Annotated in this window: 9 protein-coding genes; 3 read left to right on the top strand and 6 right to left on the bottom strand. The window is 71.8% G+C overall.

What is annotated here, in order from left to right:
* Positions 1–10: 10 nt before the first annotated feature.
* The 3 genes from FHX46_RS27860 to FHX46_RS27870 all read right to left on the bottom strand — a co-directional run bounded on the left by FHX46_RS27860 (position 11) and on the right by FHX46_RS27870 (position 4,424).
* On the bottom strand, positions 11–709 hold the full coding sequence (locus tag FHX46_RS27860; RefSeq protein WP_167121722.1) for a response regulator: 699 nt from the start codon (positions 707–709) through the stop codon (positions 11–13).
* The gene (locus FHX46_RS27865) at positions 706–1,890 is read right to left on the bottom strand and encodes a sensor histidine kinase (protein WP_167120804.1); all 1,185 of its coding nucleotides are present in this window, start codon (positions 1,888–1,890) and stop codon (positions 706–708) included. The genes FHX46_RS27860 and FHX46_RS27865 overlap by 4 nt, the downstream gene beginning before the upstream one ends.
* A gap of 236 nt (positions 1,891–2,126) precedes the next feature.
* Positions 2,127–4,424: a molybdopterin-dependent oxidoreductase gene (locus FHX46_RS27870; protein ID WP_167120806.1), complete on the bottom strand. Its 2,298-nt coding sequence runs from the start codon at positions 4,422–4,424 to the stop codon at positions 2,127–2,129.
* Positions 4,425–4,482: 58 nt separating this feature from the next.
* On the opposite strand from FHX46_RS27870, the gene FHX46_RS27875 reads away from it, so the two are divergent.
* A complete protein-coding gene (locus FHX46_RS27875) occupies positions 4,483–5,892 on the top strand; it encodes a purine-cytosine permease family protein (RefSeq protein ID WP_167120808.1) in 1,410 nt (469 codons plus the stop codon).
* Here FHX46_RS27875 and FHX46_RS29100 read toward each other — a convergent pair.
* Positions 5,889–7,694: a rhodanese-like domain-containing protein gene (locus FHX46_RS29100; protein WP_167120810.1), complete on the bottom strand. Its 1,806-nt coding sequence runs from the start codon at positions 7,692–7,694 to the stop codon at positions 5,889–5,891. The two genes, FHX46_RS27875 and FHX46_RS29100, sit on opposite strands and share 4 nt — an antisense overlap.
* 189 nt (positions 7,695–7,883) lie before the next feature.
* Here FHX46_RS29100 and FHX46_RS27885 point away from each other — a divergent pair, with 189 nt between their 5' ends.
* Positions 7,884–8,498: a L,D-transpeptidase gene (locus tag FHX46_RS27885; RefSeq protein ID WP_313886266.1), complete on the top strand. Its 615-nt coding sequence runs from the start codon at positions 7,884–7,886 to the stop codon at positions 8,496–8,498.
* 30 nt (positions 8,499–8,528) lie between these two features.
* Here FHX46_RS27885 and FHX46_RS27890 read toward each other — a convergent pair whose 3' ends face one another.
* Positions 8,529–10,823: a helix-turn-helix domain-containing protein gene (locus FHX46_RS27890; RefSeq protein WP_167120812.1), complete on the bottom strand. Its 2,295-nt coding sequence runs from the start codon at positions 10,821–10,823 to the stop codon at positions 8,529–8,531.
* Entirely contained in the window at positions 10,820–11,980 is a 1,161-nt protein-coding gene (locus FHX46_RS27895) for an Hsp70 family protein (RefSeq protein ID WP_167120814.1), read from the bottom strand. The genes FHX46_RS27890 and FHX46_RS27895 overlap by 4 nt, the downstream gene beginning before the upstream one ends.
* 227 nt (positions 11,981–12,207) lie before the next feature.
* Here FHX46_RS27895 and FHX46_RS27900 point away from each other — a divergent pair, with 227 nt between their 5' ends.
* Positions 12,208–14,328, top strand: a complete 2,121-nt coding sequence (locus FHX46_RS27900; protein WP_167120815.1) for an IniB N-terminal domain-containing protein — start codon at positions 12,208–12,210, stop codon at positions 14,326–14,328.
* Positions 14,329–14,404: the final 76 nt, after the last annotated feature.

The following is a 14,404-nucleotide window of genomic DNA, read 5'->3' on the forward strand; positions in this document are numbered from 1 at the left end:
CGCTGGGTGATCATCGTTCCGCCTCGAACACTCGACTTGTTGTTACTTCTCGACTTCTCACCTCACTCTCCTCGCAGGTTTCCCACGCCCACGCGGCGATCGCGACCCGATTACGCAGGTCCAGCTTCCGCTGGATGCTCCTCAAATGCGTTTTCACCGTCCCCGCCGTGATTCCGAGCGACTGCGCGATCTCCGGGTTGGTCTTCGCCTGGGCGACGAGGCGGACGATGTCCCGTTCACGTCCCGATAACGCTGTCCAACGGCGGCCCCGGTATGGCGCTCGCCCGGACAACCGGATCAGGCGCAGGGTCATCTGCGGGCTGACCAAGGTGTCGCCGGACACCGCAGCGCGAACACCTTCGACCAGGAGCCGCGGCCCTGACGTTTTGAGCAGGAACCCGCAGGCACCGTTCTCCAGGGCCGCATACGCATACTTGTCAAGATCAAAGGTGGTGATCACCACGACTTTCATCGGTTCTGCCACCTCGGGTCCGGCGAGCGCACGGGTGACGGCCAACCCGTCCCGTCGCGGCATCCGGACATCCACCAGCACCACGTCCGGCTTCAGCGTGCGGGCCTGCTGCACCGCCGACTCGCCATCCGCGACCTCACCGACCACTTCGAAGTCAGCTTCAGCTTCCAGGATGCGCCGCAGGTTCCGCCGAACCACTTCCTGATCGTCCGCGACGAGGATCCGGACGGCTGTCATGCGGCGGCCGGAACGACCACGTGGATCGCCCACCCGGCCGATCCCACCGGCCCAGCCCAGGACGTCCCACCTAGGGCAGCGACCCGTTGCATCAGGGCGGTCAATCCACTGCCACCAGCACGCCCGCGCTTGAGCAACCCCTGCCGCCGCACGCCATCGTTCACCACCCGGACGATCAGGTGACCTGCGTTTCGACGGACCTCCACCGACACCTCTCGCGCTGCGGGGGCGTGACGCCGGACATTGGTCAACGCTTCCAGCACGACGCGATAGACGGTGCCCGCCACATCGGGGCTGACGTCCCGCGCCTGGTCGTCCAGGTTCAGCACGACGCCGATCGACCCGAGGCCCTCGAATCGCCTTACCAGAGCCGGAAGGTCCGCGATGCCCGTGGATCGCTCACCACCCGTCGTCCCGACCACCTCCCCTCCGGTACGCAGCCGGCACAGCGCCTTGTCAACGCAGTCGAGAACGCGCACTCCGGCCTCTTCGATCCGCTGCAAGGAATGCTCCACCTCTCCGGCCGGCCGATCCGCGAGCCGCGCGGCCTGCGCTTCCAGCACCAAGCCCGTCACCTCATGGCCGAGCCAGTCGTGCAACTCCCGGGCGAGTTGCAAGCTTTGCTCCCGTCTTGCCGCCCGGGCCGACTCCTCACGCGCTTCGTCGAGTGATCGCAGATAAAGACCGGTCGCGACGGCACACGCGGCCAGCAGACCGCAGCCAAAACACCACGCGAGAACGGAAGCCGCCGCCGGAGACGCACGAGCCACTGCCCCAAGTCTCAGCGGCGCCAACGCCACCGCGCCCACCAGCACTCCGGCAGCGGGCAGCACGAGTGCAGTCCGAAGCCGCCGTACCGATTGGACGAGGAGGCACGACAGGAACACGGTCTCCAGCAACAGCCACGCGGCCGCGCTCTCTTCGGCGCGCCCGCCGCACGCGACGGTAACCAGGATCGAGATGGCGGAAGCCGCAAGGGAGGTGGCCATGACGACCAGGGGTGGCCGATGGCGGTACAGCGCCGTTCCCATAGCCGCAAGGAGAACGGACAGCGCGGACACGGTCTCGGGCGCCGGGGCCACCGGCATCGCAAACAGAACGGCACACAGCGCGCCGAGAACCGGAACCGGCCAGCCCATGTCGATCTTGCCGCGCCGGACGATGCCCGTGGTCGTGTTCATCGACCCTTCCCTTCTCGATGTCGGTACGAACCGAGAATGCATGAAGGGGCACGCGCACGCCATCTACCAAAAGGAAGATATTTCCGGAAAATTGATCGATCGGACTAGAACGCGCTTTCGATTCGTGCTGTACTGTCGTCCATGGCGCCACGGATCCAGTGTCAAATATCCCTTGTCCCGCAACGAAAAACGCGCCGAGGAGTGACCGTGAAGCATCTTCCACGCACGACGAATCACTACATCTCGCGAGCACGCGAGATGACCGGTGGCCGCTTCACCGAAATGCCCGGTGGCTCGCCCGTGAACCGCTCGATTTCGACCAGCACATGCTGCCCCGTGCATCCTTGGGACAGCCGCGACGACGGCAGATCGGCCGTCAGCACGTTGGGGTTGCCGTGGACGCACAGCGACCCGCGGGGATCGAACCAGGCGCCGGTCGGCAGTTGCACCACGCCGGGCCGAAGATCCGTGGTGAGCACGGCTCCCGCCAGGCACGCGCCACGGTCGTTGAAGACCCGCACCAGGTCTCCCTCGCCGATGTCTCGACGTGCAGCGTCCCCGGGGTGCAGCCGAACCGCCTCACGGCCGGCGACCTTCGCCGCCTGGCTGACCGCGCCGACATCGAGCTGGCTGTGCAGGCGCGTATGGGGCTGGTTCGCGATGAGGACCAGCGGAAAGCGGCTGGCGCGCTCGCCCCCGAGCCACTCGACCGGCTCCAGCCACACCGGATGGCCGGGACAGTCGTCGTACCCGAACGACGCCACCCGCGCGGAAGTGATTTCGATCTTTCCGCTCGGGGTCGCGAGCCGATGCGTCACGGGGTCCGCCCGGAAGTCGGCCCACAACGTTCGATCGGACTCGTCGTTCGGCAGCTGGAACCCACCCGCCTCCCAGAAATCCGGAAAGGACGGTACCTCAATGCCCTTGTCCGCCAGGTTGTTCCGCCACGTCCCGTAGAGGTGGTGAAGCCACTCGCGTGCCGTCCGACCTTCGGTGAACGCATCCTCGATGCCCAGGCGGGCGGCTAGGCCGGCCAGGATCGTGTAGTCGTCGCGGGCTCGCCTCCTCGGTTCGGCGATCCGGTGCATCGCTGCGAGGTGGGTGTCGCGGCGTCCGGCGCCGAAGTCTTCCCGTTCCAACGCCGTGGTGCTGGGCAGGACGATGTCGGCGTGACGCGCGGAAGCAGTCCAAAAGGGATCATGGACGACGACGGTGTCCGGCCGGGTGAAAGCCCTCCGCAGCCGGTTGAGGTCCTGGTGGTGGTGGAAGGGATTGCCGCCGGCCCAGTAGACGAGACGGATGTCCGGGTACGTGCGTTCCGCGCCGTCGTACTGGTAGCGCATGCCCGGGTTCAGGAGCATGTCCGCGATCCTCGCGACGGGAATGAACTGCTTGACGGGGTTGGTTCCCTGCGGCAGGTGGGGCACCCGGAAGTCGGGGCCGATGTCGCCGGTGTCACCCATGGAGCCGTAGCCGTGCCCGAAGCCACCACCGGGCAAACCGATCTGGCCGAGCATGGCGGCCAGGGCAATGGCTGCCCACACCGGCTGCTCGCCGTGCTCGATGCGTTGCAAGCTCCAGGTGACGGTGATGAAGGTGCGACGTCCCGCCATGCGGCGGGCGAGGTCGACGATGTGCGCCGGAGGGATGCCGGTCAGGTCGCCGGCCCAGGCGGCATCCTTCGGCACGCCGTCGTCGGATCCGAGGAGGTAACGCTCGAACTGTGCATAGCCTGTGCAGTAGCGGTCTAGGAAGTGCTGGTCGTGCAGCCCTTCCGTGACGAGTGTGTGGGCGAGCGCGAGCATGAGTGCGGTGTCGGTCGCGGGGCGGATGGGGTACCACCGTGCATCAAGCTGCCCGGGGAGGTCCGCGCGGAGCGGACTGACGAGGGCGACCTCGACGTTCCGCTCGGCCAGCTGGGCGAGGAAACCCGGGGTGTGGTGCCGGGTGACCCCACCGGGGGTGACGAACACGTTCTTCTCGGGGACGCCGCCGAAGGCCACGAGGAGCTCTGTGTTCGCCACGATCGTCGGCCAGCTGGAGCCGTTGCGCAGGACGTCGCCGGCGTTGCCGACGATGTGCGGGAGCACCACCGCGCTGGTGCCCGTGCTGTAGGTGTTGCGAGAGGAGGTAAAACCACCGAAGGCGTTGAGGAAGCGGTGGAGCTGGCTCTGGGCGTGGTGGAACCGCCCTGCGCTCGACCAGCCGTAGGAACCGCCGTAGATCGCCTCGTTGCCGTGTTCGGTTCGCACCCGCAGGAGCTCGGCCGCGAGGAGGTCGAGGGCCTGGTCCCAGCCGACCTCGACGAACTCGTCGTCCCCGCGCCTGGGGTCGGGCCCAGGGCCACGCTCCAGCCAGCCGCGCCTGATAGCGGGCGCCGCGACCCGGGTGGGATCGGTCAGGGCGCTGGGGAGGTTGCCGAGCAACGGTGAGGGTGCGGGGTCGGCGGGGTGCGGGACGACCTCGAGATTCCCGTCCTCATCCAGGGCCGCGGAGAAGGCTCCCCAGTGCGAGGTGCTCGGACGCAGGCGCATACGTCTACAACTACCAGGAAGGGGTGGTGACTGACCGTGCTGTGAGACCGTGAAGCGTATGGACAGGACAGGGTTGACCGCGGAGGTGTTCGGCGGGCGGATGCCGACCAGGTCCGGCGATCTCGTGCTCGAATCCCACGGGATCATGCCGGTGCCGGCCGGGAACCGGTTCGGACGGCCGGTGCGCCTGCTCACGGTGTTCTTCGCCCCCAACCTCACGATGACCGCCGTGTTCTCGGGCGCCCTCGGCGGCGCGCTCGGGCTCGGGTTCGGAACCGGACTGGTGGCGTTGCTGCTGGGCACGGTCATCGGGGCCGTGCCGGTCGCCTACCTCGCGACGTGGGGACCGGTGACCGGGACGGCGCAGCTGCCGATGGCGAGGTTGCCGTTCCGCCGGACCGTGGCGCTACCCGGCCTGGTTCAGTGGTTCAACTCGATCGCGTGGGACGCGCTCGTCGGGCTGTTCGGCGGCGAGGCGCTCGCCCAGCTGAGCGGCATGCCGTTCTGGCTTGCGGTGGCGATCATCCTGCTGCTGCAGTGTGCCGTGGGCGTCCTCGGGTACGAGGTGATCCACCGGGTGCAGGCCGTGATGACGGCGGTGACCGCGGTGTTCTTCGTGGTCCTGACGGTGAAGCTGCTCGGTGGGCATCCGGTCGTGACGTCCGACTCGGTGTCCGGCGGGGACCTCGCCGGAGCGTTCGTCCTGTTCAGCACCATCGCCTTGAGCCTGTCGATCTCGTGGGCGAGCTACGCGTCGGACTTCAGCCGGTACTTGCCGCCGACGACGTCCCGGCCGCAGGCGTTCGTGTACACGCTGCTCGGACTCACCCTGTCCTTCGGGTGGGGTGAGGCGATCGGGCTCGCGGCCGGGGCAACGATCAGCAGCCAGACCACGGAAGGGATCAGCACCCTGCTCGGTGGCGGGGTACTGGGCACGATCGCACTGGTTGTGATCGCACTGACCGCGATTTCGTCGAACGCGATGAACGACTACAGCGGCTCGCTCGCGCTGCAGACGATCGGCGTACGGCTGCGGCGACCGGTGTCGGCCGTCGTGGTGACCGTGATCGCGTTCGCGCTGATCATGTGGATGCACGGCGGCGACCTGGCGTCCAAGTTCGAGGACGTGCTGCTGGTGATCGGTTACTGGATCCCGCCGTTCGTCGGGGTCGTCGTCCTGGACTGGTGGAGCCGGACGCGGCGGGGACGGCGGTTCGACGTGCTGACCGAAGCGGCTGCAACGCAGCCGGGGTGGCTGGCCCTGGTCGCGTTCCTGCTCGGGTGCGCGTCGGTCGTGCCGTTCATGAACACGAGCGTGTTCACGGGGCCGGTGGCCGCCGCCGCCCATGGCGCCGATCTGGCGTACTACGTCGGTCTGGTGGTGTCCGGTACGGCGTACGCGCTGCTCAGGCTGGCGCCGGCGGCACGACGCGACCAGCCGGAGCAGCACGCAGACGCCTCGGGCTAGGGGTTCGGCCCGGTCGCCGCGGGACGATCGGTCTGGTTCGACCACTGGGACCACGAACCGGGGTACAGCGCGGCGTCGATCCCCGCGACGGCCAGTGCCGCGATCTCGTGGGCTGCGGTTACGCCCGAGCCGCAGTACACGGCGACCGGGCCATCGGCGGCGCCGAGTCCGCGGAAGCGGGCGCCCAGTTCGGCAGGTGACCGGAAACGGCCGTCGGCGGCGAGGTTGTCCCCGGTCGGAGCGCTGACAGCACCCGGGATGTGACCGGCCCGCGGGTCGACCGGCTCCTGTTCGCCGCGGTAGCGTTCGCCCGCCCGCGCGTCGAGCAACGTGCCCCGCGCAGGCAGCGCGGCGGCCTCGTCGATGGAGAGAACGGGCAGGTGACCGGGTTTGAGCACGACGTCACCCGCCTCGGGCGGGTGACCGAAGCCGGTCTCCAGCGGCCGGTCGCCCCACGCGGCGAGCCCGCCATCGAGGAGCCGGACGTCCGCGACTCCGGCCCACCGGAGGAGCCACCAGGCGCGGGCGGCGGCGAGGTTCCCGCTGTTGTCGTAGGCGACGACGGACGAGTCTTCGCGGATGCCCCAGCGGCGGGCCGCGGCCTGGAGGGCCTCGATGTCCGGCAGGGGGTGTCGTCCGTCGGCGGGCGACGGCGGCCCGGCGAGCTCGGTGTCGAGATCCACGTACACCGCACCGGGGAGGTGACCGTCGAGGTAGTGACGGTGCCCGTTCGGATCCCCGAGCGCCCAGCGGACGTCCAGCAGGACGGGTGGCGCCGCCGAGTCGAGCTGCCGCTGGAGTTCGTCCGCGCTGACGAGCACCGGCGGCCGGGGCAGGTCGATCTCGGCGAGGTCGGCCGAGCCAGGAGCTTCGCCGCGGGCGGCAGCCAGCGCGAGACGTCGCTGCAACGCGGCGTTGAGCGGGGTCGGCACCCCGTGCAGCCGCCCGAGCAGCACGATTTCGCCGTTGAGGAAATCGCCCTCCACGGAACCGGCGCCGCGGGCCAGGCTCTGCCTGGTCGAGCTGCCGACCCGGGGACGGCCGGGAATCGGCGCAGGATCAGCGACGGAGGTGTCTATTTCGGATGCTTCGCGAAGATCGACCGGATCGATCCCGGCCGCGGCGAGCACGCGGCGGCCCTCGTTGCGGAGTTCCTTGCCGAGCGGCGCGGTGCGCTCGTCGCGGCCGAACAGAGCGTCGACCGCGTTGCCGAGGTTGGCGAGCAGCTTGCCCGCCTTCCAGCGCAGCAGGTCCGGCACGATCTGCACGCCGAAGTCCGCGGCGCGCAGGTCGGTGGCGATCGCCGCGAGCCGCGGGTCGTCGCCGGACGGGAATCGCCCCAGCCAGAGGATGCCCGGCCGCTCTGCGCCCTGGGCGCACACCTCGCCCGGCTCGACGTAGGACGTCGGCATCCACAGCGACGCGCCGAACACGGTGGCGAACCGGCGCAGCGCTGCGCGCTCGTTCTCCAGCCCGTTCTGCAGCATCACGACCGGCAGGTCGGCGGCCACGCCGGAACCCGCCTGCCGCCACGACCACGCCTGGAGGACCTCCTCGGTGTTCTGGGTCTTCGTGGCCACGACCAGGACGTCGTCCGCGGCGAGCTCGACCTCGTCCGCGCTCGCGGCGACGGGCACCCGCACGAGCTGTTCGCCCGAGGGCCGGAAGTACCGCAACCCGTCCTGGCGAATCCTGGCGCCGTGCTCGCCGCGGGCGATGAGCACGACCGGAATTCCGGCGAGGTGCAACTGAGCGGCGACGGTCGAGCCGACCGCACCCGCTCCGACGATGACGTAGCGCATGAGGCCATCGTGCCCGATCCGCGCCGGCGGAAGGGCGAAGCGGCCACTCGGGGCACCGCGGCGAGGCAGGCCGTCGGCGGCGAGCTGCACCGGACCCTGGAACGAGATCGTGACGTGCAGCGGTCAACCTCGCCGCCGGGGCGGGCGTCTACCCACACGTATCGATCACCATAATCTGGGGGACGAACCGTGACCGTCAAGAAGATCATGCTGGCTGTGTCCGCCGCGGCGGCCGTGCTGGTGCTCGCCGCGTGTGGCACTGCCTCCGAGCAGGCCGCCGGTCTGCAGCAGGTCGCCGCCACCGCTTCGACGACGACCACCACCCCGCCGTCGAGCACCTCGTCCGCTCCGGCTTCCAGCAGCAGCCGGGCGACCGCCTCCAGCAGCCCCTCGAGGTCGTCCACTCCCACGAGCACCCCCAAGAAGCCGGCGCCCACCCAGGAGGCGCAGGCCGCGGGCGTCCCGTGCGCCGCCACCGTTGACGCCTGCGTCGATCTTTCGGCGCGCAAGGCGTGGCTCCTCCACGACGGCCAGATCGTTTACGGGCCGGTGCAGATCATGCCCGGCATGGCGAGCCACCCGACCCCGGTCGGCACCTTCCGCGTCTCCAGCAAGGTCAAGGACTACCACAGCCGCGAGTTCGACGCGCCCATGCCGAACTCCGTCTTCTTCCAGTCCGGCATCGCCTTCCACGAGGGCAGCCTGTCCAAGTACTCGCACGGCTGCATCCACCTGTCGAGCAGCGCGTCGGAGAAGTTCTTCGCCTCGCTGTCCACCGGGGACACCGTGCAGGTGGTTGGCTGAGGCGGGGCCGGCAGTGGTCGCGGCGCCGGCTCAGGACGCCACCTGCACGATCTCCCGCAGCTCGGCCAGTAGCTCACCGCGGCTGGACGCCCCGAGGCGCTGCCGCATGCGCGCCACGTGGTGCTCCACGGTCTTCGCGGAGATGAACAGCCGGTCGCCGATCTGCTTGTAGGTCAGTCCGGCGACCACGAGCTCCGCGACCTGCCGTTCCCGCTCGCTCAGCCGCGCGCCGCCCGTCTGCTCCACCGCTTCCCGGCCCGGGCGGCCCTGGAGCACCCGCGCGCAGTCGAGCAGGGTCAGCATCGCCTTGCGGTCGGACGTGCGGATCGCCGCCTGGCCGGCCAACCGCGCGCCGTCCCAGCACAGGCCGACACCGTGCAGGTCGCGGGCCGCCGACTCGACCTCGACCGCGTCGACCTCGCCGCCCAGCACCTTCAGCCAGCAACCGGCCGCCCGGGCGATCGTCGCGAAGTACGGGCCCGCGGCGGCCGCGTCGGCCAGTGCCGAGGCGTGCGACGCCGCCTCCTCCGGCTGCTCGGCGATCACCGCCGCGTGCAGGCCGCTCCAGTGCAGCGCGCTCGCCCACAACGGCGGATCACCGAGCCCGGCCAGCAACTCCCGCGCCTGCCGCAGGTGCGGCGCCAGCCTGTCCCGTTCCCCGAGCCGCGCCGCCGCCACCTCGAACTCGCCGAACGGCAGGAACGTGAACAGGTCCACCGGATGCCGGACCACGGCTTCGCGGGCCTGGATCCAGATCCGCCGCAGCCCCGCCAGGTCACTGGCGCGGCGCGCCAGCCCGACCCGCAACCCGACCGCGAACAGCCAGTCCCGCGGGGACAGCTTCTCCCCGGCCGACCGCAGCTGAGCGGTCGCGCCCTCCTCGTCGCCGCGCAGCATCGCGATCCACGCCAGCAGCAACCGGTGCCGCGGCACCAGCACGCCGGACGAGATCGCCCGTTCCAGCAGCGGCTCGGCGATCGCCGCCTCACCGGAATGCAACGCCACCAGAGCGCCGAGCGCGGCCGGACTGTCCGGCAGCAGCACCCGGTCCGACACCGGTGCCAGCATCTCGGCCGACCGGATCAAAGTGGACAGTGCCACCGTCGGCTGGGCGGTCACCGACTCCAGCACGCCCGTCGCGGCGGAGGACACCGCCCCGGCGAGCAGGGTCGGCGGACCGTCCACCTTGGACCCGGCCAGCAACTTCTCCGCCTCGGCCAGCCGTCCGGTCCCGGTCAGCCCGATCACCGCGAAGCACCGGGCCGTCGCGGTGTCCGACCACTGGAACAGCTCCGCGCTGCGCGCCAGCTGGCCGCGGTGGGCCAGCGCAGCACCCGCGACCTGCGCGCCCTCGGCCCGGTCCGCGGCGTCGTCCGCGGAGATCACCTGGTCGGCCAGCTGCAGTGCGGTGTCGAAGTCCCCGGCGCGCGCGACCGCCTCCGCCCAGCGGGATCCGACCGCGTTGGTCGGACGACCTGCGCGCACCGCCGCCTCGTACAACCGCGCGGCGAGGGCCGGTTCCCGCGTCGCCTCGCCCGCGGCCACCTCGAACGCCGCCGCCACGTCCGTCCCGGTCACCCCGGTCCCGATCAGCGGCCGGACGAGGCTCAGCACCGGACCGCCCCGGTCCAGCTGCCGCCGGATGAGCCGCAGCCGCAACGCGATCCGCCGGTCGGCCGGCACCAGCTCCCGCAGCGCCCGCGCAGCGACGGGCAGCACCCGGCCGTCCGGGCCGAGGAAGCCGGTGGCGCGCACGGCTTCCGCGGTGGCTGTGGGCAGGTTCAGCGCGGCGAGCAGATCCGGGTCCGCGCCGGCTTCGGCCGCCAGCAGGTAGCACAGCGTGTCCTCGCCCGCCTGGTCCAGCTCGTGCCGGAACGCGGCGAGCAGCTCGCCGTCCCCGGCGGCCAGCAGGCGCACGAACCCGGGGACGCCGCCGGTTTGCGCCAGCACGGCGTCGGCCTGCAGCGGGCGCCCGGCCCCGGCCAGGAACTTCTCGGTGCGCGGCCGGTCGAACGGCCGCAGCACCAGCTGCCCGGTGAGCCGGCCGAGCACCTGGTTGAGGGCGGCGGGGCGGGGGTGCGGGCGGGCCGCGATGACCAGCCCGGTCGTGTCGTCGTCGAGCTGACCGGCCACTTCGGACAGTTCGGCGTCGGTGAGCAGGTGGGCGTCGTCGACCAGGCGCACGCCCGGCGCGCCGGTGAGGTGGCCGAGCACGGCGGTCTTGCCGTAGCCGCCGGGGGCCACGATCGCGAGGCGGACCGGCGCGAGCTGACCGGACTTGATCGCCGCGCAGACCCGCTCGGTGGGTTCGTCCAGCAGGATCACTTGTCGTCCTCGCTTCGGGAGCCGCCGCGGCGGGAGGGCACGAACCGGCGACGGGGCGGTTCGAGCGGAGTCAGTACGACGGGCGGCCGCGGCGGAACGGGTTCGTCGTCGTACACGTCTTCGGGTTCCAGGTCGGGGAAGCCGGTCACCTTCGGCACGAGCGCGGTCGACTCGACGGCCGCGCCCTCCACCAGCCGCGCCACCAGCGCCGCGCCCCGCGCGACCGCGGTGGCCGGCTCCGGCTCGGTCACCGCGCGGCAGCCGGTCAGTCCGGCGACCAGGTCGGCCAGCAGCGGGACCGCGGCCGTGCCACCGACGAGCAGCACGGCGCTCAGCCGCTCGTACCGGCGCAACGGTTCCAGCGTCGCGAGCAAGCCCGGGCGCGCCAACCGGTCGAACTCGGCGCGCGTCACCCGCACCGGCCCGATCTCCGTCTCGGGCAGCACGGACAGCCGTTCCTTCGCTTCGGCGCACACCAGCCGCAACGCCGACGGCGCCACCTCGCCGCAGCGGTCCCGGACGTGGTCGAACAGCAGGTCGTCGAGCACCTTGCCGGACACCGGCTCCGCCGGCTCGGCGTGGGTGACCAGTTCGAACGCGGTGGGGCCGCGGTGCAGAACGGCCAGGTCGGCGTGCTCGCCGCCGATCCGGCACACCCCGACCAGCGTTCCCGGGTCGATCCGCTCGCGCGCGAGGTGACCCTCCGCGGCGGCGACCGGTGCGGGCAGGAGCATGGCGGGTGGGAGCCCGGCCGCGTGCAGGGCGTCGAGCAGCAGCTTGCGCCGGTAGGTGCCCCAGCTCGGCGGGTGGGTGACCGCGATCCGCTCGGCCGGCTCGCCTTCCTCGGCGGCGACCTGGTCCACGAGCCAGCCGGCGGCGGCTGCGGTAAGCGCTTCCGCCGTGTACAGTTCGTCACCGAGCAAGAACGGAACGTCATCGCCGACGCGGCGCAAGAAACCGCGCGCGGTCCGGTCGGGCTCCGTCACCGACTGCCGCAGCGCCTCCGCGCCGACCGACACGGTGGCGTCCGGCGCGACGTGCAGGATCGACTCGACCGGCGGCATCGCCACCGGCTCCGACCAGCTCTCACCCACGCCGCGGCACACGGCAGCGGCGATGCCGGTGCTGCCGATGTCGATACCGAGAACGTGACGCATAGGGGCGGAATCCTCACTCACGGGGTTGCCCCTTCGTACCAAAGTCGCCCGTTGGGGTCACATCCCCTAATCCCCTAACGAGTGACCCCGAGGGCCCGGCTCGAGGTTGCGGACCGATCCCCGATGCCGCGGTAACGGAACGATCACTAGGTTCGGCCGAGGCGTCCTGCGGTGCACCCTGGACGCCTTGTCCGTTTCCACCACCCGAGATCTGCGGAGATAATTCCTTGTCTCTCCCCGCCCAGAACCTGCACGAGTTCGTGCTGAACCTGCTGAACGACGAGGCTGCCCGGTCCGCGTTCGCCGCCGACCCCACCAGCGCGCTCGCCGCCGCCGGCTTGAGCGACGTCACGCCGCAGGACATCCAGGAAGTCGCTCCGCTGGTCGCCGACTACGCCCCCGCGCCGCTGGCCGACGCGCTGTCCGCGCTCCCGCTGGACGCCGGCACGGCCGGCCTGCAGGGTGCGATCGCCCAGCTCCAGGCCGTGGCCCAGGTCGCGGACGCGCTGCCCGTCGGCGCTCCCGAGCTGCCGCTGGACCTGCCGGCGCGTGCCGACCTGCCCACCGACGCCCTCCCGACCGGCGCGCTGCCGATCGAGGCCCCCGAGCTGGGCGACCTGCCCGCGCTGTCCGAGGTGGGTCACCTGCCGGTGCACGCTCCCTCGCTGCCTGCCGACGCGCTGCCGGGCACGCTGCCGGGGCTGGACGAGCTGCCGGTCGAGGTGCCGGGCCTGCCGGTCGAGCTCCCGGCTCGCAACGACCTGCCGGTCGACGCGCTGCCCGTCAACGCGCTGCCCGTCAACGCGCTGCCGATCGACGCGCTCCCGACCGACGGCCTGCCGGTGGAGCTGCCCGAGCTCGGCGACCTGCCGCTCGATGCCCCGGCCCTGCCGGGCGAACTCCCGGTCAACGCGCTGCCGGTGAACGAGCTGCCGATCGAGGCGCTGCCGACGAACGGCCTCCCGGTCGAGCTGCCGGAGCTGGACGGGCTGCCTGCCCTGCCCGCCGACCTCCCGGCCCGCAACGACCTCCCCGTCAACGCCCTGCCGATCGACCAGCTGCCGATCGACCAGCTGCCCATCGACCAGCTCCCGCTCGGCGCGCTGCCGCTCGACGCGGCCGAGCTGCCGGTGTCGCTGCCCGAGGTCGAGGGTCTGACCGGCGCGCTGCCCCAGCTCCCGGTGGAGCTGCCCAACCTGGGCGAGGTGCCGTCCCTGCCGGGCCTGGGCGCCGAGCGCGCCGACGTGCCGAACGCGGTGACCGGCCTGCCGGTCGACACGGCGGACCTGCCCGTCGGCACCGAGGACCTGACCGGTCTGGCCGGGACCGCCGGCCTGGCGGACCTGCCGCTCGACACCGACGCCCTCGGCGCGCTGCCGGTGGACGCCCCGTCGCTCGGTGACTCGCCGTTCACCGCGCCGGACCTGGACATCCCGGTCGTCGGCCGCATCGACACCGACAGCGCAACCTCCGCCGACGGGTACGCCACCACCGTCTCCTACGCGGGTCACGTGGCCGAGGGTGCCGCCGCGGCCGCCGTCGATGCCAAGAACGGCGCCGTCGTGGGCGGCACCGCGGGCACCCCGGCCGGTTCGTTCCTCGGCAGCGCCGCGGGCAGCACCGGCGGCTTCACCGGCGGGTTCGGCATCCAGAACAACGAGGGCGCGGTGCAGGCCGGCCTGACCGCCGACGACGACGCCGTCCTCGGCGGTGCGCACGCCGAGTCGGCGCTGGGCCGCTACGGCGTCGGCATCGACAGCGCGCCCGCCGACCTGCCGAACTTCGACCAGGCCGGTGACCTCGCCGGTTCGCTCGACTCGGACGTCCTGAGCCGCTCCGAGCCGGCCGCCGGCCCGATCGCCGACTACGTCTCGATCGGCGGCGACCTGCTGGGCGGGAAGATCGCGCAGAGCTCGGCCACCCTCGGCGAGTACCTGACCGCGGGCGGTGCGCAGTTCGGCGCGTCCGTGGCCAACGCCGGCGCCCAGGCCGGTACCGCGGTGTCCGACGGTGGTCACCAGGCCGCCGACCTGGCCTCGGACCTGCCCGCCGCCCCCGGCGTGCCGTCCGCGCTGCCGGCCGAGGTGCCCACCACGATCCCGGCGGGCGACCTGCCGGTGCACCCGAGCGCCGAGCTGCCGCAGGGGCTGCCGCACCTGCCGGTCGCGAACCCGCTGCCGGAGGTCACCCACCACGTCGAGCACGTGCTGTCCACCGACCCGGGCAAGGAAGTCCTGTCCGTCACCGACAGCCCGCTGACCGACACGATCGGCCCGCTCAACCACGCACCGCTGCCCGAGGCCGCTGACCTCGGCGGCCTGCACGGTGACCTGCCCCTGGGTCACTGACCGGTAGCCGCGACGGCGCGGCTACCACTCACCGACAAAGCGGCGGGGTTCGTCTCAGAACGGACCCCGCCGCTTC

This window comes from Amycolatopsis viridis (genome assembly GCF_011758765.1).
Classification (GTDB): domain Bacteria; phylum Actinomycetota; class Actinomycetes; order Mycobacteriales; family Pseudonocardiaceae; genus Amycolatopsis_E; species Amycolatopsis_E viridis.

Coding starts and splice junctions, on each gene's coding strand:
- FHX46_RS27860 (WP_167121722.1), bottom strand. CDS start 709: ATGACAGCCGTCCGGATCCTCGTCGCGGACGATCAGGAAGTGGTTCGG.
- FHX46_RS27870 (WP_167120806.1), bottom strand. CDS start 4,424: ATGCGCCTGCGTCCGAGCACCTCGCACTGGGGAGCCTTCTCCGCGGCC.
- FHX46_RS27895 (WP_167120814.1), bottom strand. CDS start 11,980: ATGCGTCACGTTCTCGGTATCGACATCGGCAGCACCGGCATCGCCGCT.
- FHX46_RS27865 (WP_167120804.1), bottom strand. CDS start 1,890: ATGAACACGACCACGGGCATCGTCCGGCGCGGCAAGATCGACATGGGC.
- FHX46_RS27875 (WP_167120808.1), top strand. CDS start 4,483: ATGGACAGGACAGGGTTGACCGCGGAGGTGTTCGGCGGGCGGATGCCG.
- FHX46_RS29100 (WP_167120810.1), bottom strand. CDS start 7,694: ATGCGCTACGTCATCGTCGGAGCGGGTGCGGTCGGCTCGACCGTCGCC.